Source organism: Methanosarcina sp. 1.H.T.1A.1 (assembly GCF_000979295.1).
Taxonomy (GTDB): Archaea; Halobacteriota; Methanosarcinia; order Methanosarcinales; family Methanosarcinaceae; genus Methanosarcina.
In genome coordinates this window covers 68,297-93,996 of record NZ_JJQY01000074.1, presented here as the reverse complement: position 1 = coordinate 93,996, position 25,700 = coordinate 68,297, and the positions used below count along the sequence as shown (strand labels likewise).

The window sequence follows — 25,700 nt, the reverse complement described above, 5'->3', positions numbered from 1 at the left end:
TTTATTTTTTGATAGGCTGTATCTCTTTGCAATTCCTGGTTTTTGAAGGTTCTCGTTTTCAGGCTTTCATATACTTATCTTTTTCGTACCGGTTTGAATATTTATATAGTTTGACAGTTTATAGGTTTCTATAGTTAGAATTTAGTACATGTTCTTACAATACCGTTAATGATAAGTTGGGGGATTTATAGTGCTTTCAATGCTGATCCTGGGTACCGAAAATCTTGCTCTGGGAAATCATTTTCCCGGTTCAGGCATCTGTTTTGTTTACACGGACTTTGGAGTTCCTGAATTTTACAGGATAACGGTTCTGGGACTAATCGTTCTTGTGGGGATGAAGGAAATGCTTCTGGTTTCCCTGAAAGAAGATTCTTTTTCAATAGATTCTATTGATATGGGGATATACCCTCTGTTGATATGTTTTGTTACCAATTTCCTCTTTGCATGCTTGGAAATGATTTTTACAGGGTTAACCCCCTAAACACTTTAATTTTTTTACGTTTTAGTGATTTTCTTCGTTCTTCCGGAGGTGGTCGTCCCGCTGAAATATTACCGAGTAATAATAGGTTATAATAGATTATTTTTTTTCGTTTGTGAAGCTAAAAAAATTGGAATTATCCGTGGGTTTTAATTTATACTTATCTTAGTTCAGTATCTTAGTTTCCATAACTATTTATTCCTGAACTATTTATCTTCTAAGCATAATAGTATTTGTTAGTGATCCTATCAGTATCAAATATTTAAGTTCAAGGAGGCGCTGTAATTGGGTGGGCTATAGCCGGGGGGCCGGGTTGCCGTCATCCTGTTGTCAGCTCAGGGGAAATTTAAGGGACGTTAAATCACATCAGGGTTCGGAAAAAAGGAACTTAAGAAGAACCAGGGTTCAACTGACTGCTTCTCTAATAGATGAAGTAGAATGACTTCCTGATTTATCTAAAGCATCTTGCCTTATCTGTTTCCGGATTTGGCATTTAAATTCGTTTCTTACCTTCCTTTATACCGTTGCCTTCTCGTAAGAAAAACTGTCTTTTTCCTCAATTAATGGAATTATGATTGGGGGATCAGTTCGGGAGTGAAAATCTTGAGGGTCATTGTTGATATAGGGCATCCAGCCCACGTTCATTTTTTTAAAAACACTATTTGGAATCTTGAAAAAAAAGGACACCAGGTTATGGTTGTCTCAAGGGATAAAGATGTTGTAATAGAGTTATTAGATGCCTATAAAATCCCGCATAAAGTTTTAAGTAAGGTCAAACAGGGCAAGATTCACCTGTTTGAAGAGTTGTTCATAAGAGAGTCTAAACTTTATAAAATCGCCCGCCAGTTTAATCCAGACCTCATTATGGGCATTCTTTCCCCTCCTGTTGCCCATGTTGCGTGGGCACTGGGGAAAAAATCCATAATTTTTAATGACACTGAACATGCAGTAATAGCCCAGAAAGTTACCTATCCTTTCTGTGATGTTATATGCACGCCCACATCCTTTAAAAAAGATGCAGGAAAAAAGCAGATCAAGTACAGTGGCTATCATGAATTGGCATATCTTCATCCAGCTTATTTCTCCCCGAATCCTGAGGTTTTACGGGAGCTCGGTATGGAAGTAGGCGATCCGTTCGTAATCCTGCGCTTTATTTCATGGGGTGCACACCATGATGTGGGACAGCATGGAATCGATAATAAGATCGCACTTATTAAAGAACTCGAAAAATTCGGTAAGGTTTTCATTTCTTCAGAAGGAAAACTGGCTGAAGAATTTGACCGGTACAGAATCCGGATACCCTCCGAAAAAATTCATGACCTTCTTTATTATGCTACACTCTGTGTGGGTGAGGGAGCAACCATGGCTGTTGAAAGCGCAATTCTTGGAACTCCGGCTATCTATGTTTCCTCCCTTGCGGGAACGATGGGAAACTTTTCGGAACTCGAGGAGAAATACGGTTTGCTCTTCAATTACAGCGATTCGGAATCTGCCCTGAAAAAGGCTGTGGAACTCCTTAAGGACCCTGAACTCAAGAAGACCTGGGGCCTTAAGAGAGCTGCCCTACTCAGGGATAAAATTAACGTAACCGAATTCATGGTAGAACTCATAGAGGGCCTTCCTGGTAAAAAGTCCGGAGGTTCTGTATCTGCGGTTTCGGATGAGAGCTATGCATGATTTACTAAAGCAAAACGCAAAAATATGGGACATTTTTTCCCGAAAAGAAGAGTATTTGTCCGAAAAGCTCGATGAGCACGGGCGTTTTCTTTTTGCTGAGAAAGACCTCAGAAACGCCTCTGAGCCTGAGGCATCCAGATATCTGGTAGAACACGGGATGAAAGTTGAATTTCCGGAAAACAAAACCTTTGCTGTGTGTTTGACTCATGACATGGATGATATTTATCCTCCTCTTTCCCACAGCCTTCTATCCTCAGCCTACTGCCTGAAAGATCTGGATTTCCGGAGTTCGGCAGCTCAGTTCCTCTGGAAATCCCGAGGGCCTGAGCACTCGCCTTACCTTAACTTTTCCGAAATCATGGATCTTGAGGCAGGTTTTGGGGCAAAGTCCTCTTTTTACTTCATTGCTAGCAGAGAGGACCCCAAAAGGTTCAGATATGATATAGAGGATGTAGAAAGCTATCTGGGAGAGATTGCCGATAGAGGGTGGGAAGCTGGCCTGCATGGTGGATATTATTCATATAACAACCTTGAAGCGCTAAAAAGTGAAAAAAAAAGGCTGGAAAACGTTCTGGGTAAAAAAGTCATAGGTTTTCGCAATCATTATCTCAGGTTCAAAACTCCTGAAACCTGGGAACTGCTGGCAGATGCCGGTTTTAGCTATGATTCAACTTTCGGATACAGTGATTCAGTTGGCTTCAGGAACGGCATGTGCCACCCTTTCAGACCATATAATCTGAATGAAGACCGGGAGATAGGTATCCTGGAAATCCCGCTTACTGTAATGGATGTCGCTCTTTTCAAAGATTCCAGATCTTTTGAGGAAGCCTGGAGATGCACAAAGGACCTGATAGATACAACAGCAAGGTTCAATGGGGTCATTACCCTGCTGTGGCATAACTTCGTTTTCGGGTGCAGTTTCAGAAAAGACTGGATCAAACTCTATAAAATGGCTCTGCAGTACTGCTCTGAAAAAGGGGCATGGATGACAAGCGGAGAAGAGATTTACAGGTGGTGGGAGAATGAATTCTGATTCTAATGGGAAGTATCTGCTGATTACACCTGCAAGGAATGAAGAGGAAAACCTTCCTGATGTTTCTAAGTCTGTAACAGGGCAGAAAGTAACACCTGCACTATGGATCATAGTGGACGATGGGAGTACGGATGAGACTCCCCGCATTCTCGAAGGGCTGAAGGCAAGATACTCCTGGATTCAGAGCATAAGGCTCCCTCCAAGGCCAAGAGATATAACCTTTCACTATAGCTACGTCTGCAAACAGGGATTTGATCATGCACTGGATTACTGCAGGGAAAATGGCATTGAGTATGATTACATAGGTCTTCTTGATGCCGATACCGTACTAAATGAACACTATTTTGTAAAGTTGCTGGGTGAATTTGAAAAAGATTCCTCTCTTGGGATTGCAAGCGGAGGGGTTTACTATGATGTTGGCGGCAAACTTTCACGAGAAGTATCAGATAAAAATCTGCCCCGCGGTACAGGAAGGCTCTGGAGAAAATCCTGTTTCCTTGAAACTGAAGGTTATCTGGTAGAACCATCTCCTGATTCCATTTCCAATATTAAGGCCCTTCTTCGGGGCTGGCAACTCCGGCAGTACGCAGATGTAGTTGAAATCCAGAAACGAAAGACGAGTGCAGGGGAAGGGCTCTGGAAAGGATATGTCAAAAACGGCTGGATGGCTTATTATGTGGATAAAAATTTGCCTGTGGTTCTGTTAAATACGCTTTATTATACTCTGAAGTCTCCCTATTACACAGGAATTGCATACCTCTATGGATACCTCAATTCAACCCTTAAGAGGGAGAAAAAGATCAAGGACATGGAAATAAGGGCTTACTACAGAAGTTTAAACCTCAGGCTGTTGTTATCCAGAATTTCGGGAGCTTTAAGCCGTAACTCTACAGATGCCCAGCAGGGAGAGCGGTGAATATCTTAAAATATTTTATAAGAGTTATGTATTGAAGGTGATAGTATGAAGATGCTCTTTCTGGATATAGTATGGCCCCTTTACCTGGCTGATGGTTCGCTTATCCACAGGCATGAGCTTGTAAGCAACCTGGCAAAGCTGGGTAATGAAATCCATATCTTCACTACCGATAGTTCTACTCTTTCTAACCTGGACAATATCCGCTGCCATTATATACGTCCTGGAAGTCTTCTGACCCTTACAATTAACTATTTCCGGAGCTCTGCAGGTCTGGTCGGTTCCGAAACTTTTGATGTGCTGTATACCAGAAATCCTAATTTCGGTTTTCTTGCCGGGCTCTTTTGCAAAAGCAGATGCAAAAATCTGGTTTATGAATTAAATGGAATCCCGGAGGATGAAAGCAGCCTTATCAAATCCAGGTGTAGTGAGGAGAAGTCTTTGCAAGAGGAACAAATGGTAAATTTATCCAGGTATTTTTCTTCTGCAAAAGCCAGCTTAAAGGTTTCGGTTTTGAAAAAAGCTCTTGGGCTTTCAGATAAGGTAATCGCAGTAACTCCAGGAATAAAAGCGAATCTTGAGAGTTCTTACAACATTCCAGGAGAAAAAATAACTGTGGTATCCAACGGAGCAAACACTTCCCTGTTCAAACCTCTTGAGCAGGAGGCCTGCAGGAAAGAGCTTGGTCTGGACGCGGAAACTCCTTATATATGTTTTGTGGGAAACCTTGCTCCCTGGCAGGGGGTAGAATATCTGGTAAAGGCAGCTTCTTCAATACTTTCCAGGTCTCCTGAGTGCTGTTTCCTTATTGTCGGCGATGGAGTTATGAAAGAGGAGCTGCTCAACCTCTCAAAGGAGCTCGGAGTTGCAGACCGGTTTGTTTTCACAGGTGTGGTTTCCTATGACCGCGTGCCTGTGTACATCAATGCAAGTGATATCTGCGCTGCTCCCTTTATCCTGGCCAGAAACGCAAAAATAGGGCTCTCCCCTCTGAAACTATATGAATATATGGCTTGCGGAAAGCCAGTTGTTGCGAGTGCAATCAGCGGGGTCGATGATGTCCTTAAGGCTTCAGAAGGAGGAATTCCTGTCCCTCCAGAAAACCCGGAAGCCCTTGCAGAAGCTATCTCAAAGCTACTTGATAATCGGGAATTGAGGGCGAAACTGGGCTCAAAAGGTTTAAGTCATGTTACTGAAAATTACAGCTGGTACAGTGTTGCGAAACAGGTAGACGGGGTCTGCAAATCGGGACCCAAAGGCTGAACGCCCGGAATCCGTCTTTCGAATGTTATTATAACTTGTCAAAAATACAAATTATTGTCTTTCACACGGGGCTTAAAATGGACGAAATTGAAGTCAGAGAATTATTACAGTCTGAATATAATGATTGGGATCTGCTTGTGGAAAAAGCTCAACCCGGTACGCTCTTTCACACAAGTGACTGGCTGGGAATCTGCAGAGATGTCCTTTCCAGAGACTTAAAGATTTATGGTTGTTTCAGAAACGGTGAGCTTGTGGGTGGATGTCCCATTTTCATTAAGAACATCAAAGGTATGCTGAAAGTAGCATCTTCTACCTGTAATATGACTGATTATTGCGGTCCCCTTATAAAAGAGGGAGCCAGCTCTAAAGCTAGCAAACGTATGCAGGATACACACGAGATCCTTGAAGCTCTTAGGGAATTCCTCTGCAATCAGGGATTCGACAGCATTACCCTTACACTTGCCCCCGGGCTTGAAGACGTAAGACCTTTTACCTGGAAAGGATGGGAGTCGAGTGTACATTATACTCATCATCTCGACCTTAATGAAAATGTAGATAGTAATCTTTCTAGGAAAATCCGGAGAGAACTTAAGAGCGCAGAGGAAGCAGGGCTTAAAACGAGAGTCTCAAACGACCCTGAAACTTATTATCGCCTGCTTTCCCTTGTCTATGATAAACAAAATCTGGAACCTCCCGTGCCAAAGGAATTTTTTGAAAGGGTATTTAAGTTGATCCAGGAGAAAGATGTTGGCTATATGTTTGTCTCAGAGACTCCCGAAGGAGAAGTAATTGCTTCTCATCTGAACCTGTATGGTAAAAAATGCACGGTTACCTGGTCTTCAGCTCTTAACCCTGAATTCGGTAGAATGGGTCCAAATGCGCTTCTCTATTATAATGAGTTTCTCGACCTGAAGTCCAGAAATTTCGAATATATGAATGTAATGGCAGCAAACATCCCAAGATTTACGGACTTTATTATGGGATTTTCCCCGAAGATTGTCCCTTATTATAGAGTAACCCTGCGCAGCAAAAAATATTCCCTTATGAGGTTATTATACCAGGCTACACATGAAGAATCAGAATGATTGGAGAAGCAGGAGAACTTTATTCTTGCTTAAAGGAATATAAAGGAATATTTTCCTCACTGAAAAGAATAATTCCTTACCGAAAATCGGAATAAGCTAAAACCGAAATCAGGATATTTTTCCTGAAATCAGATATTTTTCCTGAAATCGGAATTTAATCATTTTTTGTTTTCCTGGAAGGAGATTTAATCTCCTTCTCAGTTCCTATTTCTTACGTTCACAAGAAAAGTTGAGAACATTTTTCTGAATATAGGATCGTCGTGAAGGGTTATTGCGTAATAGATAACTGTTATGATGACGGCTGCAAATATTATTACGTAAAAGCTTGAAGAAATCATTTCTATCAGAATTAACGGGATCGAAACAACGAGGCCGATTGTCGTATATTTTATAAGGATTTCTATGCTTTCTTTCTTGCTAATTCCTGCAAGGCCCAGCAGGTATGCATTGTTCCATAGCCAGAACACAATCCCTGTAAAGCTGTACAGGGCAAGAGCGAACTCAGGGGATCCATAAGTTCCCCCAATGACCAGGGCTACTATCCTTGAGACCAGGAGAATTATACTGAAGGTAAGCCAGACGGTCTGTTTCTCAAATACATTATAGAGAGTTGATATCGGTGAAGAAAGAAAGACCAGGAAGATCCAGGGCACAAGAATTTTTACATATGTGCCTGCAATGCTCCATTCCTCTCCGAAAGCAAATGTGAAGATCTGCTCTCCGAGAATCATCAGGAGTATCATAGGGAAGATTCCTATCGATATCAGCTTTTTATAAACCTCCCCAACTATAACCTTCATGTCTCCTTTCCCGTTCCCGTTCTTAACTTCGCTTACTTTCTGGAAAAAAACCTGTCCTATAGCGCTGCCTACAATTCCCATTGGAAGGTTTACAACCTGATTTGCAAGTGAAAAATGCCCTACAACTGATGTACTGTAAAAGTATGCGAGCAAAAAAGCAGGGACCTGTGGAGAAATAGTGTTTGCGATCGATGACCAGGAACTGAATAACGGAAATTTTTTGTATTGAATGGCCATCTCTTTCATTCTTTTTAGTGAGATCTTTTTGAAGACCTGGATATCTTTTTTAATGCCCTTGAGCATGACAAGGTCTGCAAATGCATATCCTGCAATAAATCCGCCAACCAGGCCTAATGGGGTAATACTCCATTTCGCAAATCCTATTTGAAATGCCTTTGATGTTAAGGTGTTCGAAACTCTGGACCCTGCAATGACTCCAAACCGGGTTTTTCTTGAAAGCCAGTAATTTTGCACAAAAAACATACCGTTGAGGAATATTATTAGCGGAAGGAGAGGTAAATACCTTGAAATCCCCGGGGTATTGAAAATATTAATATTATCCGGAATAAACAAAATCACTACGCCTGTCAGTAAGGATATGAAAGTTACCAGTACGGTGCATACAGAGGCAACATTTGCAGCATCCTCCTCTGTTTTTGGCAGCATGATCGCAAATTGATACGAAAAAGTAGAAACTATTACAAGTATGCCTGAGATTGACATGAAAAGCTGAAAAATCCCAAAATCATCTGGGTTATAAATTCTTGTGATTATGGGTATAAGAAGTATACTCAGAAACTGTGCAGTAACACTTCCGGATATAAGCTTTAGTACGTTAGTTATAAAGTTCGACATGGGGTTTCCAGCTTTGAAATATATCAATTCAGTTTTTGCCGTAGATAGGGGGTTTCACTCAGGTGATTTATATAATAGTTTCCGATGAAGTTTTATTTTTTTACTTCTTTATTTTCTTTAAGGTAAGCAAGTACCTCTGCATTGTCATATACCAGTGCATACTCCGGAGCTTCGAAGCTGTTGAAGAACTCTACTGGTAATGGCTGGATTGTGTTTATCCCGTATCTGTTCGGGTCATTTATGGATATTGGTTCCCCCAAGGATGATCTTCTCAGCAATACCATACGATCGCCGCTTATTTCTCTCGATTCGATCTGGTTTGTATTGAAGTATGTTGCGTTATTTGCATCATATCCCTGATCCCTGTAAAAAAGACAGCTGTCATAGGGGGAATCCATCAGAATGTTTCCTGAGTACACGGCAGATAATGTTTTCACAGGCTGGATTTCAATGTTCTTGAACTGGTTTCTTACGGTTGTCTCTTTTCCTACAAGAGGATTGTCTTTATTAATTCCTGGTGTGGTAACCATTACGAATGAGAATAATAACACTATGATGAAAATTGCAGAAATTTTCGCTTTTTTAGAGTTAAACAGGCTTGTTAGCTTCAATATATATGAGGCAGCTACCAGGACCAGAAATACTGCTATTAGCGGGAACCACCTGCTTGTAAGGAAATTTCTCATGCCCAGTAAAGGAATTCCGTAAGCAAAGCTATACAGAATTACAACAACCAGAGCAATTGAGAACTTATCTATTTTTTCGGCGTCCCTGCGGGAAAACCATGTCAGAACTCCTCCTATTGCAAAGAAAGGCAGGGCAAGGTAGCTTATGTGAAGTATCAGTACTTCCAGTGAGTCCGGATTGGTTGCAGTCCCCACGATAAGTTCCTCACTTGAGTAGCTGGATCCAACCTGAAGTACTTCCATAAGAGGTTTGAAGATCATCTCAAAAAAGGAGGTCTCCGGATTGACATATGTAAACATCCAGTAGGTTTGCAGGCTAATCACAAAAAATAGGAGGTAATTAAAACTGGCTGCTGCAGTGGGTAAACTCTCATACAGGAGGTTGTGCAGGTATTTCCCTAATAAAATTGAAACTAAAGACAGAAAAACCACAAAAGTAGTTAACTGGTGGGTCAGCACCATCAGAACCGTAGCCAGGAGAAGAAGTCCTGTCTGCACCAGGCCCGGCTTTTCGCTAAAGATTGCATACAGGATAATTATAAAGTAGCAAAGAACCAGGGAACCCGGGGTTATATTTGTAATCCCGCTGACAATATTGTGATTATTCAAGTTTATTAATAAAGCTGCAAGCAAGCCCATCTGAGGGCCTTCGAGTTTCTTTCCTATAAGGTAAATCCCTGCCGTACTGAAAATATTGGCAAATCCTATAGAATAAAAGAATCCGTCCTTGATATCCAGTCCGCCCATAAGCTGGGTTATCGAGACAAAAATGTGGGCAAGAGGATAATATAAATATTTACTGCTTATCTCAATAGGGGGAATAGCCCCTGTTTCAGTTATCAGTTTTGCCATACCTGCATGAAAATAAGCGTCATAGCCCATGAGACTTGGGAAATTATAATAGATTCCAGCTCTTATAAGGATTGAAAGAAGGAATATCTGCAGTAGTATTGAGGTTACCCTGTCTCCTTCTCTTACATACAGGATTTCCGAAGCTATGATTCCTGCGAGTATGCATATCAGTATGAAATAAGATATGGGCCTGTAATACAGGTTCATGCTATATATGAGCACACTTATCAGGAATACGAGATAAAAGGAAAGGTTGAGTACATTCTTTAACCTGTCTTTTCCTGAGGAAATGGGTGCCTCATTTTTAAATTTTTTTCTAAATATAAAATAGATTAAGCAGGCAGAAAGCACAGCAATTCCGATGTCTTTCTGGTTTAAATTGATCAGGTAATATAACGAAACAATAAACACGCCTAAATTGAATCCCATTACACTGAGAATCGTGTCAAGATTTCCTGTAAATCTCTCTTTATACCTTTTTATAGTTTCCATACAACCCTCAACATAACAACTTTCTTTAGGATTATATAGTTTCCCGATGAAGCATTTTTCTTTTATAAGAAGAAGCGTAAAACCCCAGGGTTTTAGCCTGGGGATAGTTCAAAAATCCAAACTATCCTTTTTATCGGACTGCAATTTCTTTTAACCTTTCCTTTAAGCCTTGATAGCTGTTTTTCTCCATTCTCTTCTAAACTAATTCTCTTTCTTTTTAATTGAGGTCTCTTTTACTTCTTTTTAAATCCCAGCATTGTCCTTAATGCCTTATTCTTTTTTTAACCAGTTACAGATCTGAGCCCCTGGGGCCACTCCTACTCCTTTTAAAGAGTCAGTTTCATGAGTAAATTCAGATCGATTACTTCACCCGGCTGCAGCTTCATATCTCAATCATTTTTTCTTCCCTGTATGACTGGATTGCGGCCAGTGCCACTTCCAGAGCATGTTTTCCTTCTTCTCCCGAGGGCATCGGGCAGGTTCCATCCTTTGCACAGCAGATAAAATGGGAGAGTTCCTTTTGCAGAGGTTCGGCTTTTTCTACCCTGGCTTTCTGGATCCAGCCATCGTCGTGGAGCTCTACACTTTGGTCAAGATAGTCCAGATATGCAACACCCTTCAGACCAACAGCCGTAAGCTTCCGGATTTTGTGGGGGGTAAGCCAGTTTGTCTCCACAAGCCCTGAGTATGCATGGTTCAGGCGGAGATGAATTGTCGCATGATCTTCAAAGGAATGAATGTCTGATCCCGCTACGGCATATACCTGGTTTATCTTCATTCCGTAGATACAGGAGATTATATCTATGTCATGTACTCCAATATCCAGGATTACCCCCACATCCCTTATCCTGGGATTGTAAGGCCCGACTCTTCTGGTTGAAACAGAGACGATTTTTCCCAGAGCCCCTGAGTCAACGATTTCTTTTAATTTCAGGACCGCAGGATTAAACCTTTCTATGTGTCCTACCATCAGGTGCCTGTCCATCTCTTCAGCAGATTCTATCATTGCAGCTGCATTTTCCACACTGTCTGCAATAGGCTTTTCTACAAGCACGTCTGCCCCGGCTTCAAGTGCATCAAGCACTATGGGGCAATGAAGGGTAGTAGGAGCTGCGATACTTATTGCGTCAAGCTTTTTTTTCTCAAACATTTTTTTATGGTCTGCAAAAGGCAGTGTATTATATCTTGCTGCAAGCTCTTTTACCCTTGAAGTATTGGGATCGGAAATCCCTATCAGTTTAACGTCTTCCATTTCACTATAGATCCTGACATGGTTCTCCCCCATGTAACCGGTTCCAACCACTCCTACGCGTATCAATTCTTTTACCCCCCACAATAACTTTATCAGGCGCTTTTGTCTCGATTTGTCTGATCTCCTGCAAAAAAAGCAGGGTAATTTACACAGGTAGTATACTATCAGTAAACTATTCAGTAAATAAGATCAATTCGTGCAAAGAAAGACCTTGAGTTCTTACTGCTTTTTCAGATCGGCTTCAATTCGGTTTTTCCATGTTCCTTTCATTGTATGGAAGCCTTCCAGAATACAGTTAAGTTAAATCTCAAACTCTTTTTCCCCAATTGACGGTATATGCTTTCACCATTATGCCGTCTCCCTTTAAATTAATAAATATTCTTAGAATATAAGTTTTAGCCTTAGACTAATATTTTTCATCAGTATACTCTGGCTACGTGCATATATTGAACTCATCTGCCTTATTTTTTAAATCCTATTGGTACTTTTCATATTTTGCTTGGATCCCTCTGAAATAAAGAACCCCCTAATTACTTTATGCGCTCTCAGGGCATGGATATACAGGGGCGTTTTTTATACCACTTAACTCTATGTTCCCGCAGGTCGCTCCTTTCCCTATTCACCTGAGGGTTAAATAAGCTCCCTGTGGATGTATTATTTTCCGTAACGGCTACTGCCTGAAGTCCAGGGATTTTTCCGGTGTTTATCTCCCCCTTTTTCTTCCCGCAATAGCCATATCATTTTTCGCAATGTACTATGCCTTTTATGGTGTTTTTTTCTCTTGCCCGCTCGCGCAGATCGGTTAAGTTCTTCCCTGCCCCGGTCCCCGAGAGTCATACTATGACATGTAACTGGGTCAGGGCATACAACTAAGGTTTACTACCTGAATTTTAACTAATTTATCTATAATTTTTTTCTCGGTTGCGATGCCTTCATAATAATTAACTCTGGAGTAGCACATGTACATTTTTGCATAATAGAACGGCTTTTCCATTTGCTGTAGGAGCGTAAACTATAACCCATATTCTACACACTCATATGTTTTATGGTGTATGAATGGGCTTCATGATTCTGTTTTCTTCCTAAAATCCAAAGTTCTATCTTGTGTTTTTTAATTTTTTTCTATTTTTCATTTTTCGGACCCATTATGCCGCTAAAACGTGTTTTTTGTGATGAAATACTGTATTTTATGTTAGTAGGATCTTCCAACCTTGGGCTATATACCATAACTCTCTATTCAATAAAGGAAGCATCCTTGTAAGTTATTAATATTTTAACAGATTATTTTCAGTCACATGTTAACTTTATATATATTTTTCTCCAAATATCTTTTAAATGATAGCCTTTAATATTTTTGCATTTATACACATACAGGGGGTTATAGTATAATCTATATTCATAGGGGGTGGAGAGGGTTTGTATTCAGCCCTTACACTTTGTTTTAATTCTCTAATTTCCGATCCCATCAGTATAGTTTCATCGCCATCTCAACTTTCCGATAGGCCTCTAAGGCATGAGTTTACGGTCTTGATTCCAGCTCAAAACGAGGAGGCCTCCATAGGAAGCAAGGTACTGCTTGCGGCGAGTTATGCAGACCGCGTACTTGTGCTTGACAAAGGTTCTACTGACCGAACTATGGAAGTGGCAGCTCTGGGAGGGGCAAGAGTCGTCCCCCTGGCCGGAGGAGAGGAAGCATTGCTCAAAGTCCTTTACAGGGCATCCCTTGATTCAGAGCTTGTGGTTCTTATCTATCCTGATTGCATGCAGGATATAGATCTGCTGTCTCATGTTCTCGAGCCGCTCAGGCAGGGATTTGACCTGTCGGTAGGTTCCTGGCCCTGCCGGGTTTCCTGCGAACAGGAGACAGTCATGCTTCTGAACGGGAAAAGCACCTTCAAAGAAAAAATAGGCTTTCTTGCCTTAACCTCAAGATCGCTTCAGAATATTAGCTCAGGCAAAGAGCATATGTCTTTGAAATCCCTGCTTTCTGCTGCCAAAACTGAAAAACTTAAGGTTAACTACCTGAGCTTTGACGTTGATCCTGCATTTCGGAAGCTTGAGAGCACCCGTATAGGAGTTGTAGTACCTGCCTATAATGAAGAACTGCTTATCGGCGAAACCCTGAGAGGGATTCCAGAGTATGTGGATCGGATCTATGTTATCGATGACTGTAGTACTGATCGGACTGGAGAAATTGTAAAAAAGTTCGGAGATCCGAGAATCGTTTATCTGCGCCACGAAGTAAACAAAGGCGTCGGGGCAGGGATAATTAACGGGTACAAGCTTGCTCTAAAAGATGAAATGGATATTGTAGCAGTTATGGCCGGGGATAACCAGATGGACCCTACCCAGCTTCCGAGATTGATCTTTCCGATTATCGAGGGATGGGCTGACTATACAAAGGGTAACCGGCTTCTCTCCGACAATTTTATGACCGGGATGAGCAGGTGGAGGTCTTTTGGAAACCTTCTGCTGAGTTTCCTTACTAAAATAGGGAGTGGATACTGGCATATCATGGATCCGCAGAACGGGTATACAGCCATTTCCAGGCAGGCCCTTGAGGTTATCGATCTGGATTCGGTTTATCCTTACTACGGCTACTGTAATGACTTGCTTATCAAGCTTAACGCCTTTGGAATGAGGGTCATGGATGTAGTAATCCCTGCCCGTTATGGCAGAGAGAAGTCATCCATTAAGTACAGTAAGTATATCCGTAAGATTTCGCCTATGCTTTTCAGGGGCTTTCTCTGGAGGCTAAGGATCAAATATACGGTTCTGGATTTCCATCCTCTGGTTCTGTTTTACTTCCTTGGGATGCTTGCCCTACCTGCGAGTGTCCTCTTTGGTATCTGGGGACTTTTGCAGATATTGCTTCAAAACCCGCTACCGTCCTATTACCCACTGCTTGGTTTCCTCGTACTGGGTACTGGACTTCAGATGCTTCTGTTCGGAATGCTCTTTGATATGCAGGTTGAAAAGAGAAGGAATGAAAGGGTAGGACTTGCTCGTTGAGGTCCGGAAGTTTTCCTTCCGGGCTTTTTCTTTTAATGTATTTTTTCTTGCAAAAACAATAAGAGCCCGCTTGTTTAATTCGGGCTCTTTAATCTGATTCTTTTTTAATCAGGATTTTCTAGTCAGAGCTATTTTGATTCAGTCTTTTTTTTATCCAGATTCCAGTAAAAATAACAATTATTCCTATTCCCATAATTTCTGCAATGTAAGTCTGGGAAAATTCAGGTTTGAATGAGCCCTCTAGCATTTTTATTAAGTATTCAAAGCCTGTGTAATCAATAGAATCTCTCGGGAAACTCCATCCAAGCAGAGGCCATAAAAAAGTTTGAGGCCGCCCCCACATCTGGTCTTCGAGGATATGGAAAAAAGAACCCAAAGCTAGGGTACATATTCTGGTATCTCTTCTTTTTTGATACAGGTAGATACCGGCAAGAACAAGAAGGCAGCTGAACAACAGGGTATGACCTATCATACGCCCGTTTGCAAAGGTCGATGCGAATATTACTTTTCCTATTGGTTTATCTATCAGGTCAGGTAAAAGGGCTCCAATAGCAAGATACCTTAAATCTATTACGGATTTTAAGCGAGGAATAAGTCGCCGAAGGCCGATAAATGCCCCCAGTGTTATTCCCAGATGTCCGAAGAGAAGCATCGAAGGTTATAACGGCTCTTCATTTATATCTAAATATTGCCTGTGCTTTATATACTCTAACCTTTGCTTAATCTCAGATTGTATTATTCGCCTGTATACTCTATAGTAAGTTTAGGTCTCTGAGCTTTGTTTTGCCACTCTGAACTGTATAAAGCAATATAGTTATTATCTTCCACTCTGGCTTTTATAAGGAAACCAGTATTTTCATACTTCCCGCTGGTATATTCCTGCACAAGCTCTGTTACATCAAGCTCGTAATACCTGTCGTCTGGAAGGGTACTGCCCTTAATAGTTATTGTCGCATATGGGGTGCTGCCTTGAGATACACCTTTTTTATCGTACCAATCACCCCCTGGATTCTGCCAGAGAGTTCCTGTTTCTCTTACTTCCCAGGTAACATGTTCCTCACACCATTTTTCCGGCCTGTATACTTCCAGAATAGTATCTTCCGGTCTGGCTTCGTCAGGGTAATACCAGAACAAAGAAAGGGTTGCCTTTTCAATACTATCCGTTTGACCCAGCTGGTTCAATTCAAACAGTATGACATCCCTGTATTTTCCGCCCTCTGCTCTTTCACCCACATCCATATATTCGGTTTCCCTAAATGTCGTGTTAGGAGACTCTTCTTTCAGCCTGTTGTCTGAGACAACCGAAGGTAAGGCGATTTTTATGTTTTCGTCCTCTGATTCTCCCGAAGTGAACCCCAAAAAGATATTTTTCACAAACCGTACCATTTTTGAGATCGCCCTTTTAATATCTGATCCAAGACCTTCTTCCTGTCCCATATCGATGCCATTCTCATCTATCTCATAAGGCATTTCCTGTGGTCCTACTTTCATAGCGTCTGCACAGGGCAGGTTTTGCACTGAAGACCCATTTTTTTCCAGCTGTTCTATAAGTGCAGGGTCGGCTTGTACGTCCGATGTAGAGCTGGTATACATATAGTCCCCGCCTGCGTTATTTGATAGACAGTTTTTTTGAAGGGCGAATGAGTGGGTATTTTCCAACTTATTATAAAATGCGTAACCTTCTCCGGCTGCAGGGCTTGATTTTGTATTTATTATTATATTGTTCCGCGCAATGGTTGTATAACCTGTACCCGTGGATGTAAACTCTTCATCTACCTCTTTATGGGCAATTGCCGCCCCGTAGCATCCATCGAATAAGTTGTTTTCTATCAGGGTATCATAAAAACCGTTGAGGACGATACCTCCTGCCCAGTCAGCACCGGGATTAATACCAGTTTTGTAAAATTTATTATTGTGAATGTATATGTTTTTAGCAGAGTCTTTCGAATATGCTGACCCATACCCTGTAATCCAGATTCCTGCGGTATTTGTCTCATAAAGCAGGTTGTTGTAGATTTCGATATCATTCATTACTGTTGAAGAACCTGCCTTCTGGATTTCAATTCCAGCTCCCCCCTCCCCTTCGGAATTAATTATATTGTTATAGAATTTAACCTGATTTCCATTATATATTCTGAGTCCGCTGTTTGTTCTGCATGTTATTTTGTTGTTCCATGCTTCCACATTTGAAGAATAGATTACGTAAAGAGCGTCATGTCCTAGCTTGTATATTGTGTTATTATAAAACTGAATATTGGCACCTTTCACCACTTTCAGCCCATCACCGTGGCTGTCGTGCATATACATGTCATAAACCTGAATATTTTTACAATTGAGGAAATGTATCAGGTTATAGTACCCTTTTCCTCTGCCTTTTTCTTTATTTCCGTCATGATTCCCGTCAATTTCAAAACCTCTTATAGTAATATTCTGGTTTCCCGAGCTATCGATCTGGGTAATCAGGGGCTTATCCAATGGCCAGTCTGCTTTATCTTCAAGTTTTATCACAGCTGTAGAATCCCCTTCCAGGATGGAATTGCTTCCAATGAAAATACTACTCGAGATAACGTATGTGTTAGGGCCTTTCAAATGAACGGTCGTAAGCTCTGGATGTTCTGCAACGTATGCGAGAGCTTTATTGATCTCTATCTGGTCATCGATTCCATCGCAGTTGAAATCTCCACTCCCGTCGGTATTTACATAAACCGTCATTTCGGAAGGAGCGGTTGAGAGGGCAATAGTTACACTTGCGACCAGAGTAATAAGAAGTAAGATCAGGATCCCTTTTTTCTTTTTTTCTCCCTGTCTATATATCCAATGAGTTTCGTTCATTTTGTACCCCCAATACACTAACTATAACTCTCTAAACTTAAAAAAAGTTATCTGTTGATATCTGCAAAAAACTTTACAGGAAAGATTTGAATCCTTTTCATAGCCTGATTTCCATAGAGCTTGATTGTTAAATGAGGCATCTCCCAGTCTCTTCATAATTATTGGGATATAATATCTGGAAGTCGTGAATCTTTGAGGTTAGTAGAAGGGCCTGTTCTGAACCTTGTCTTATATCTTCACCGCAGAAAGTTAAAGTTCCAGAGCACTTTATTTTCGTTTTTACCTTTTCTGGTGTGACTGGCCAGGATTCAATCGTCAGGTGTGATAAAGATCTAGATTTATAAGCATTCACGTTAGGCTTACATGGACCCGGGGCAGATTTGACTCTAAAAGTTAAAAGCAAACCCCTGAAAGTTTAAGTTAAAATCTTCATCCAGGGGCTGGAAAAATTAATATTTTTTAATTAGGGACACACCTGAGAAAGCATTAAATCTGAATTTTAAAGCAGAATAGAAGGAAGGTCTTCAGGAACATCCTGAACATCCTCCATTCAGGCGAAAATATCTGATGCCACCAGGCCACATATCCGGGCATTATCCCTGACTTTGATGCTTCTTCAGTGTTTCCGTATCTTCCTATATTGATCCGTTTTCCATTGTTTTCGGGCTCATTTGAGTAGTCAGAGGAGGAATAACCTGCATCAATGCACGGAGAACTTTCAATATCCTTTATCCATGTTTTCCCATCCCATCTGCCGCCTGTCGATCTAAGATGGTAATCATTTCCTTTCTGATTTGTGAAAAGAGGGTTTACATAAATATCACTTGTTGATGTTGCGTTTCTATAGTCTCCTGCAACATTATTGTAAAAGCAGTTGTTTTCCAGTACAAGGATATGGGTTTCGGGGAGGTAATTGACAACACCAAATCCTGTTCCGCTTGACTCGCTCTTGCGACGTTCCGTATTTGTAATTATGTTATTACGGACAATGGTCGTGTATCCCTTACCTTTAGGTGAGATGTCTATGGTGCGGTCTGTAGGGTACATCAGGACGATAGCAGCATGATATGTGCCATCAAACACGTTATTCTCAATAAGGGTATTGTTAAACCCGCTGGTTACAATACCTCCTACCCAATCAATACTTGGGTTCGTGCCTGTGCTGTAGAATGTATTGTGATGAATATGGACATTCTGCGCTTCTTTCAGAGGGTAGCTACCATAGCCCAACAGCCAGATGCCAGGTCCGTAAGTGTTGTGGATGGTATTGTTATATACTTCTATATCATCCATGACGGCTGCAGATTTCTGGATCTGAATACCCGGACCACCTGCGCTCCAGTGATAAAAGGAATCAATAGTATTGTCATGGAATTTTACATGATTCGAGTCCCATACTCTAAGCCCGCTGTTAGTCCTGCAGGTTATCGTATTATTCCAGGCTTCCAGATATTGAGACTGGATCCCGTAAAGACCGTCGTGACCGAGCTTATATATTTTATTGTTGTAAAACTGAATATTGGAACTGTTTTCAACTTTCAATCCATCTCCATGACTGTCATGCATATACATATCATGAACCTGAATGTTTGTTGAGTTCATGAAATGGATAAGATTGTAGTATCCAGCGCCTTTCTTTTTATCTGTATTGGCGTCGTGATTTCCGTTTATCTCAAAACCCTTTATAGTAATATCCTGGTTTCCCGAGCTATCTCTCTGCGTAATCAGGGGCTTGGCAACTGGCCAGTTTGCTTTGTCTTTAAGTTTTATCACAGCCGTGGGGGCCCCTTCCAGAACGGTATTGTTCCCGACAAGGATACTGTCTGAGATAACGTATGTGTTAGGGCCTTTCAAATGAACGGTTGTAAACTCCGGGTGTTCTGCGACGTATGCGAGGGCTTGATTGATCTCTACCTGGTCGTCAGTCCCATTACAGTTAAAGGTCCCACTCCCGTCTCCAGCCACATAAACTGTCATGCCTGATGGCGTGATCGAAAGGGCGGTTGTTACCATTACAATCAAGAACATGAAGACTGCAATGTAAAAACCCGTTTTTTTTCTGTTTCCCCATCTGTTTATAAGATCTTTTCCGTTCATTTTTTATCCCTGCACCCTGAGATATAATTCCTCCAAACTTGAATAAAATTTATCGCTGGAAGGTACTGTCACTGGAGTTTTTTAAAAAACCTGATGTCATCAGTGATCTCACGGGTTTAATCTTCACAACAGTTAAAAATAATTCTTTGCACGCTATCGGCTTTTCTCGAATCCATATGAGCTCTAACATAAAGATACTAATCATTGATTGCGGCAGTGTACAAAAAGCTTATGTGCTTAAAGTTATTCACATTGTTGGGGGGTATGTATTGAATAGACAACGTCTTATGAATCAGAATAGCTCTATTTATATAATCCGATTTGAAACAAAATTTATGTACAGTGAGCTGATTTAAATTTTTAACAGCAACACACGAGTACTTTTTGAAATATATGTACTATTAAATTATATATTTGCTCTGAGGGGAGTTAAATATGTTCGATAAAACTTTATTCCTACTTCTGTATGAAATTGTCTACTCATTTTTTTCTAACCTGCAGACATTCCATCAGATCTCAATGAAATTCATATGAAAAGAAGATCAAAGGAAAAACTTTCCGCAGTTTTTAGCCTGAAAATTCTCCCTTATGACTAAAATAAGTTGGAAGAACTCAAAGGTCTGGGTTACGGAGGTCTTTTTGTCATCTCCGCACTTCCCCGCCTTTCAGAGGTCTCTTCCTGAAGTTAGGGCTGTTAAGCTACAGCTTTCTCTTCTATATTCAGCATTGGACGCTGGTTTTCATCTTCGATTTCGCTGCTGTAGAATGCTACGTAATCCGCATTTTCGGTACGGGTTTTAATCAGGAACCCTGTGTTTTCGTACTCGCCGCTGACGTACTCTTTTACGAGATCAGTTACGTTCAGCTCATAGTACCTGTTGTCCGGTATATCGGTTCCGTTCAGGGTTATCGTAGCGTACGGTGCATCTCCCTGAGAGACATTATTCATGTCTAACCAGTCTCCTCCGGGCTGTGTCCAGAGCACACCATTATCCCTGCTGTTCCAGGTCACATTTTCAGGATTCCAGGTTGCAGCGGGTCTGTATATCTCTACAACCGCATCTTCTGGTCTTTCCCGTCCGTCAGGATAATACCAGTAGAGGGAAAGGGTTGCATTGCTAATATTTTCAGCATCGTTGTAGTCACTCAGGTCAAACAGGAGCAGATCTCTGTACCTTCCTATTCCGGGCCTGCCTCCGATGTCAATATAGGTCTTGTCCTGGAAAACTGTATCAGGGGAAACTTCTCTGAGGCGGTTGTCTATAACAATGCTTGTTGCATTCTCTTCTGTCAATGATGTATTATCAGTTCCAACTACCTGCTCAGGAGCGGTCTCTGTTACAGGAGGTTCGTCAACTGGTGTCGCTACAGAAGTTTCGTTACCGGTTGTCTGATTGCTGGTCGTTGCAACTTCGGTTTCTTTTGCCTCTGTTACAGCAGTTTCATTAACTGTTGTCTGGGCATCTGTTCCAGATGTTGGATTTTCAGTTGTTGTATTCTGGGCATTTGAAGCACTGCCAATAGAGCCATATCCATACCCTTTTGCTACCCAATTCTCAACACTGCGATCAGATGGTCCTAATATGTTTGTGCCTGAGCCTACCTCAACGTAAGGAGACACATTCCACATAACGTTATCACGAACGCTAATAGACCCTTTTGCATTCCAATTTCCAATGCCTGCACTGCTGCTTGATCCTTTGTAATCATGCATAATGTTGTGATGGACATCCACATTTGTCAGTGTATTTTCCAGCTCAACGCAGCACCATCCGGACCCTGCACTACCTGTGAAGGTATTATGGTCCACTTCAATATTTGCACAGTTGTCTACCCTGACACCTGTGTTGGTCTGAACCTCAACGTAACAGTTATACATTCTGGAATCCTTAGTACCGGACAAAAATGACACACCATCGTGTCCTGAGGACGTTATTCTGCAATTATATACCTCTATTCCAGAACTTTTACCGATTCTGACACCATCACCATACAGATAGCGATTGAATAAAATGTCATGTACTTTACTGTTAGTTACAGAGGTAAATTTTATGCAGTTACGGTAGTCTCCATGACCTCCATCACCAGGTCCGGTTGCCGTACTTTGGAATTGAAGATTAGACACTTCAACGTTAGAAACACCTGATCCGTATACATACGCAGGTGATCCCGCGGAGTTACAAACTGAGCCAGTAGCAAAGATTATTGTACTGTCGCCCGCGCCTTTTAGTACTACATTAGATTTCAAAATTATAGGTGCACTTATCTTATAAGTGCCAGCACTAAGGAGAACATATCCCGGGTTACTTGATGTTGCTCCTGATGCTACAGAATTTATTGCATTATTAATTGCAGTCTGGGCATCTGATCCAGATGTTGCATTTACAGTTATTGTATTCTGTGCGCCTAACGCAGCGGGTACGGTTGTTAAAATAAGGCATGTTACTAGGAATAGGGTTCCTATCTGTCTTTTTAGCATCGTATCACCTTGGGTTGGATTTGGAATTCGAGCAATATCAAAAAATTTGTAGGGTCATAGTATATTTTTTCCCAAAGCACATACGGCCGTTAAACTAAGATATGTTGTCAGGAATAGGGTTTCCTGCTCCATCTCTAGCATCGTATCACCTTTGGGTTGGATTTGGAATTTGAGTAAACTCAAAAAACTATTATACAGTTTTACCTTTCTCCAACAGTTGATACGGTTGTTAAAATAAGACATATTGTCAGGAATAGGGTTCCTAAATTCATTTTTAGCATCGTATCGCCTCTGATTGGATTTAGAATTTGAGCAAACTCAAAAAATCCAGGATAATCGTATACTCTTTCCCAGATATTTCTCAAAATTCCATATTACGTATTCGTAATGTTTTTCCGAACTATCTAATTAGACCGAGTTTATCTCAAATATCTAATTATGTCGGGTCTATGCGGTAATTCAAAAATTCTAATTACGTCTTCGTAATATTTTTGAACCTTTTCAATTCGGTTCTCTGCGTTTTTGTGGGGCGGACACGGTGCAGAGGATTTTCCACTCTTCATTTTCACTGTTATGAGTGGCTATTTTTTCGGGGGTGGCCGGACATGAGAAGCTCTGGTTCTGGATTTTTATTCAAAATTTGTTATAACGACAGGATATTTCTCCTTTCAGGACAATATTTCCTGTTCTTATCAACCATAGCTTTTAGCCCGGTCAACTCATCTGCGAAACTTTTGTTTACTTATGTAATGTTGAGTTGACTTTGAAGTTTATGTGGTTCTACTATAAAACCTTTCCGTTACTTCTTTAAATATTTTTATACAGTCCACGGGACACTTTATATTCTTGTACGCACCTTAAGGCCGAAAAAAGCAGTTTTTTAGAAAAAAGGTTGCGTGAATTTTCAGGACTGGTACGTTGTTATTTCGGGGTTTGGCAGTTTGCTCTTCCTGTTTTTCTACATATATGAAATTTTGAGATGTGCGTCGAGTTCTTTTTACAGCCTGTGGAATCTATTTATCTAAAATTTATACCGTTATTTTTTCTACTGAATTATTCGACAGCAGGGGTTGGGCTAAATTATTACAGTTTTTTCACTTTTTTCCTCTGTCAAAATAAGATGTGATTCTAACACCATTAATTCTCATCCGGGTTGGATTTATGAAACGCCTGTTTCCTGCCGGTCTCATACACGGAGATTCTTACATTATGAATTATTTTTGCTTTATCAAAGTGTTCTTTATACTGTACTCATTGTCACTGCGTGCAGTAAAAACCTTTTTCTGAGAACCTCTTCAATATCTCTTTAAATAGAATTAGGGATGCTGAGATAAAACTAATTCTAAAAGTGCATCCATTTTCTCTCCTTATCTATTATATATTTCTTATTATGTTTTTCTAATTAAGTCTGTATCTCTTAGCAAACTGACCTTTCTACTGCTCTTCTCAACCATATTTCTAAAGATCCCACATCAAGATTATATTGATGCTGACGTTATCAGTTCCTGTAACTGAAAATCCCTTTTCAAAATTGTGAGGGCATCTGCTAAAAGTAGTGATGCTTTTTTCTGGAATGTTCGTCAACCGCAGAATCCATCACAGAATGTGCGATTCGCACAATAATACTTTTTCTCTCTACGGCAACATAACTAATATTCAGGAGTCTAGGAGGCATTCTTTCTAGAGCCTTCCTTTTTCTAAAAGAGGCTGTTTTCTATTCAGTAATCTGGAAATTTTAATCGTAATTTCGTTTTTTCAATTGGTTTACAACTCAAAGGTCGCTTTCGGTTTTCGTGGTCCCAATAACAGTTCTGAGTTCTACACTTTCAGGTATCATCCCGAAAAACCCTTTTGAAGCCCAATACCATTAGGTTTGATCTGAAATTTTTGCGCCGTATTGTTCGACGGGATCGAAACCTGAAAAGTCTATACCGGGCAATTTATCTAATTTTCACTTTACAGAATTAGTTTAAATAAGTCTCAGCTTCATGGAATTATTCCTATTCCTGCTCTCAGACCGGGAGCAGAAAATTTTCTTCCGAACACTTTTTCCATAAAACCAGCTTTCTTGCCGCCAGCCTCTTTATATCCAGTACTTAATATAGTTTTATCATAGCTCTGCCTATGGAAAATCTCTCTAAAAAACACCTCCCGAAAAAAGACTTCAATCTATTTTATTTCTTGGAAATCCGTACTTCTTTTTTCGAGGCAAATAATTGAATCGATGAATTATCTTACTTTACTTAACACCCTAACATCTCAACAAGTGCCCAGTCCGACTATGTAAGCGAAACATGTACTATTAATTCTTATCTGCTTGGTGTAATTTATTTAGTCTGTTTTCGCCGTTACAGTATTTTTTTTCAATACAGTGCATCATGGCTCCTTTCTTTCTTATGATATCTCACAAAATCTTTTATACTCTTAATGTGTTCGTTTAGGTGGGGAGGCTTTCTAAGCCATTGGGGAATGCATAGTTGCTAAATTCCCATTCTTAGTGAAACTTCCAGTCTAGTTTCACGATATATGCAAATACAGCTCGTAGTGAGGGGATTTCATGAACGGTAGTCTTTCGGTTACAGTAGATCTTGAAGATTGGTATCATATTCCTTCTGTCTGCAGTTCTCCGTTTTCGGTTTACAGGAATGTAGATGAGTTCTTCAAAACATGGGACGGCAGGTATGATTTCTTGAGTGAGCCCACAAAAAGGGTGCTGGATATTCTTGATGAGTTCAACATAAATGCTACTTTCTTTGTAGTTGCAGATACCATTGAACACTACCCTGGATTGGTAGAGTCAATTGTAGATAGGGGGCACGAGCTAGCCTGCCACGGGCTGAATCATGCCTGTAAAATCGACCCTGATACAAAAAAACAGTTAATGAGTGTGGAGGAGTTTGAGCAAAGGACCCTGGTTGCAAAGAAAATGCTCGAAAAAATCAGCGGCGAAAAGTTGGTAGGCTACAGGGCACCAAACGCTCTGGTAAGTGGGTGGATGGTCGATTCCCTCGAAAAGCTGGGATTTAAGTATGATTCATCTGTTTCAGTAAATTCCTTTTACAACAAAACTGATTCAGCCCTTAATACAGTTTCATCCTTCCCCTATTATCCGGAGGAGAGCGAACTTGAAGCAGGCAGTGACCGGAACTTTATTGAGTTTCCATGGGCTTATTGTCAACATGGATTAAAGTTCCCTGCATCAGGCGGCCCTATGCTTCGATTCCTGGGTTCATCATTCATTCTGGACGGGCTTATGCAGAGTCTTAAAAGAGGGCACACCATTTTCTATTTCCATCCACTGGATATCTCCTGTACCAGATTTCCCTCTCTTGGGAATAAGAGGCCCTTTTACTGGTGCATAAAAGGGAAGCTTGTTGAACAGAGGGTCCGGCATATCCTGAGTAAACTGAGCGAAGTTGATGTAATGTGCTTGAGGGATTATTCCGGAGTATCATGTGTTTGAAAGGGAACTTCTTTCTGCTCAAAGCAGAACGGCCAGGCAGTGTTTGCCGTTTTCTGCTCTCTGAATATATCTAAATCCTGAATATTTCATCATACAAAGGTACATAGCCAGAAAGTATAAAGGTGTCAGGATTCGTAAGGAAACCGAATTCCTGTCCCTTAAAATCTAATTTTCGGACTCTGGCTTTTTGGATTTGCAGTCCGCCACTTATGTCCCCCAGGCTAAGGAGGCTGTCCGACAATTCTATTTCAGAGCAAAAACATGTAAAAAATAAGGTATAAATCCTTTAAATCGATAAAGAATAAATTCGGTTATTATTGGTAGTAATTGTAGGACAGCCTGTAAAGACCTGGAGTTTTTACGCTTCTTCTTATAAAAGCCCGAAAGTCTTTAATTCTTGGGGATTTTTACTTATGAGAAACATCAATTCT

Annotated in this window: 16 protein-coding genes; 8 read left to right on the top strand and 8 right to left on the bottom strand. The window is 40.8% G+C overall.

Annotated elements, in window-relative coordinates:
* The first annotated feature begins 199 nt into the window (after positions 1–199).
* The 6 genes from EO95_RS07515 to EO95_RS07490 all read left to right on the top strand — a co-directional run bounded on the left by EO95_RS07515 (position 200) and on the right by EO95_RS07490 (position 6,449).
* Positions 200–481, top strand: a complete 282-nt coding sequence (locus tag EO95_RS07515) for a hypothetical protein (RefSeq protein WP_235282906.1) — start codon at positions 200–202, stop codon at positions 479–481.
* A gap of 600 nt (positions 482–1,081) precedes the next feature.
* Positions 1,082–2,155, top strand: coding sequence for a DUF354 domain-containing protein (locus tag EO95_RS07510; RefSeq protein ID WP_048133603.1), 1,074 nt, complete (start codon positions 1,082–1,084; stop codon positions 2,153–2,155).
* A complete protein-coding gene (locus tag EO95_RS07505; protein ID WP_082105967.1) occupies positions 2,139–3,188 on the top strand; it encodes a polysaccharide deacetylase family protein in 1,050 nt (349 codons plus the stop codon). The genes EO95_RS07510 and EO95_RS07505 overlap by 17 nt, the downstream gene beginning before the upstream one ends.
* Entirely contained in the window at positions 3,178–4,104 is a 927-nt protein-coding gene (locus EO95_RS07500; RefSeq protein WP_048133601.1) for a glycosyltransferase family 2 protein, read from the top strand. The genes EO95_RS07505 and EO95_RS07500 overlap by 11 nt, the downstream gene beginning before the upstream one ends.
* Before the next feature lie 45 nt (positions 4,105–4,149).
* The gene (locus EO95_RS07495) at positions 4,150–5,364 is read left to right on the top strand and encodes a glycosyltransferase family 4 protein (protein WP_048133600.1); all 1,215 of its coding nucleotides are present in this window, start codon (positions 4,150–4,152) and stop codon (positions 5,362–5,364) included.
* A 77-nt stretch (positions 5,365–5,441) separates the two neighbouring features.
* The gene (locus EO95_RS07490) at positions 5,442–6,449 is read left to right on the top strand and encodes a GNAT family N-acetyltransferase (RefSeq protein ID WP_048133599.1); all 1,008 of its coding nucleotides are present in this window, start codon (positions 5,442–5,444) and stop codon (positions 6,447–6,449) included.
* A 197-nt stretch (positions 6,450–6,646) separates the two neighbouring features.
* On the opposite strand, the gene EO95_RS07485 is transcribed toward EO95_RS07490, so the two are convergent.
* The 3 genes from EO95_RS07485 to EO95_RS07475 all read right to left on the bottom strand — a co-directional run bounded on the left by EO95_RS07485 (position 6,647) and on the right by EO95_RS07475 (position 11,452).
* Positions 6,647–8,104, bottom strand: a complete 1,458-nt coding sequence (locus tag EO95_RS07485) for a lipopolysaccharide biosynthesis protein (protein ID WP_048133598.1) — start codon at positions 8,102–8,104, stop codon at positions 6,647–6,649.
* 92 nt (positions 8,105–8,196) lie between these two features.
* A complete protein-coding gene (locus EO95_RS07480; RefSeq protein WP_048133597.1) occupies positions 8,197–10,134 on the bottom strand; it encodes a hypothetical protein in 1,938 nt (645 codons plus the stop codon).
* Between the two features lie 382 nt (positions 10,135–10,516).
* On the bottom strand, positions 10,517–11,452 hold the full coding sequence (locus EO95_RS07475; RefSeq protein ID WP_082105966.1) for a UDP-N-acetylglucosamine 3-dehydrogenase: 936 nt from the start codon (positions 11,450–11,452) through the stop codon (positions 10,517–10,519).
* Between the two features lie 1,461 nt (positions 11,453–12,913).
* On the opposite strand from EO95_RS07475, the gene EO95_RS07470 reads away from it, so the two are divergent.
* On the top strand, positions 12,914–14,398 hold the full coding sequence (locus EO95_RS07470; RefSeq protein WP_235282905.1) for a glycosyltransferase: 1,485 nt from the start codon (positions 12,914–12,916) through the stop codon (positions 14,396–14,398).
* 118 nt (positions 14,399–14,516) lie between these two features.
* Here the strand turns inward: EO95_RS07470 and EO95_RS07465 are convergent, their stop codons facing one another.
* The 5 genes from EO95_RS07465 to EO95_RS17545 all read right to left on the bottom strand — a co-directional run bounded on the left by EO95_RS07465 (position 14,517) and on the right by EO95_RS17545 (position 23,954).
* Positions 14,517–15,050, bottom strand: a complete 534-nt coding sequence (locus EO95_RS07465) for a metal-dependent hydrolase (RefSeq protein ID WP_048133594.1) — start codon at positions 15,048–15,050, stop codon at positions 14,517–14,519.
* Between the two features lie 83 nt (positions 15,051–15,133).
* On the bottom strand, positions 15,134–17,230 hold the full coding sequence (locus EO95_RS07460; protein WP_048133593.1) for a disaggregatase related repeat-containing protein: 2,097 nt from the start codon (positions 17,228–17,230) through the stop codon (positions 15,134–15,136).
* Positions 17,231–17,716: 486 nt separating this feature from the next.
* Entirely contained in the window at positions 17,717–19,327 is a 1,611-nt protein-coding gene (locus EO95_RS07455) for a right-handed parallel beta-helix repeat-containing protein (protein WP_048133592.1), read from the bottom strand.
* A 694-nt stretch (positions 19,328–20,021) separates the two neighbouring features.
* Positions 20,022–21,806, bottom strand: coding sequence for a disaggregatase related repeat-containing protein (locus tag EO95_RS07445; RefSeq protein ID WP_048133590.1), 1,785 nt, complete (start codon positions 21,804–21,806; stop codon positions 20,022–20,024).
* A gap of 1,986 nt (positions 21,807–23,792) precedes the next feature.
* Positions 23,793–23,954, bottom strand: coding sequence for a hypothetical protein (locus EO95_RS17545; RefSeq protein ID WP_156164009.1), 162 nt, complete (start codon positions 23,952–23,954; stop codon positions 23,793–23,795).
* Positions 23,955–24,363: 409 nt separating this feature from the next.
* On the opposite strand from EO95_RS17545, the gene EO95_RS07440 reads away from it, so the two are divergent.
* A complete protein-coding gene (locus tag EO95_RS07440; RefSeq protein WP_048133589.1) occupies positions 24,364–25,269 on the top strand; it encodes a polysaccharide deacetylase family protein in 906 nt (301 codons plus the stop codon).
* Positions 25,270–25,700 lie beyond the last annotated feature (431 nt).

Excerpts from the sequence above, each read along its gene's own strand:
- EO95_RS07440 (WP_048133589.1), top strand. The coding sequence starts at position 24,364 with ATGAACGGTAGTCTTTCGGTTACAGTAGATCTTGAAGATTGGTATCAT.
- EO95_RS07480 (WP_048133597.1), bottom strand. The coding sequence starts at position 10,134 with ATGGAAACTATAAAAAGGTATAAAGAGAGATTTACAGGAAATCTTGAC.
- EO95_RS07460 (WP_048133593.1), bottom strand. The coding sequence starts at position 17,230 with ATGAACGAAACTCATTGGATATATAGACAGGGAGAAAAAAAGAAAAAA.
- EO95_RS07465 (WP_048133594.1), bottom strand. The coding sequence starts at position 15,050 with ATGCTTCTCTTCGGACATCTGGGAATAACACTGGGGGCATTTATCGGC.
- EO95_RS07515 (WP_235282906.1), top strand. The coding sequence starts at position 200 with ATGCTGATCCTGGGTACCGAAAATCTTGCTCTGGGAAATCATTTTCCC.
- EO95_RS07445 (WP_048133590.1), bottom strand. The coding sequence starts at position 21,806 with ATGCTAAAAAGACAGATAGGAACCCTATTCCTAGTAACATGCCTTATT.
- EO95_RS07455 (WP_048133592.1), bottom strand. The coding sequence starts at position 19,327 with ATGAACGGAAAAGATCTTATAAACAGATGGGGAAACAGAAAAAAAACG.
- EO95_RS07500 (WP_048133601.1), top strand. The coding sequence starts at position 3,178 with ATGAATTCTGATTCTAATGGGAAGTATCTGCTGATTACACCTGCAAGG.
- EO95_RS07505 (WP_082105967.1), top strand. The coding sequence starts at position 2,139 with ATGAGAGCTATGCATGATTTACTAAAGCAAAACGCAAAAATATGGGAC.
- EO95_RS07495 (WP_048133600.1), top strand. The coding sequence starts at position 4,150 with ATGAAGATGCTCTTTCTGGATATAGTATGGCCCCTTTACCTGGCTGAT.
- EO95_RS07485 (WP_048133598.1), bottom strand. The coding sequence starts at position 8,104 with ATGTCGAACTTTATAACTAACGTACTAAAGCTTATATCCGGAAGTGTT.
- EO95_RS07490 (WP_048133599.1), top strand. The coding sequence starts at position 5,442 with ATGGACGAAATTGAAGTCAGAGAATTATTACAGTCTGAATATAATGAT.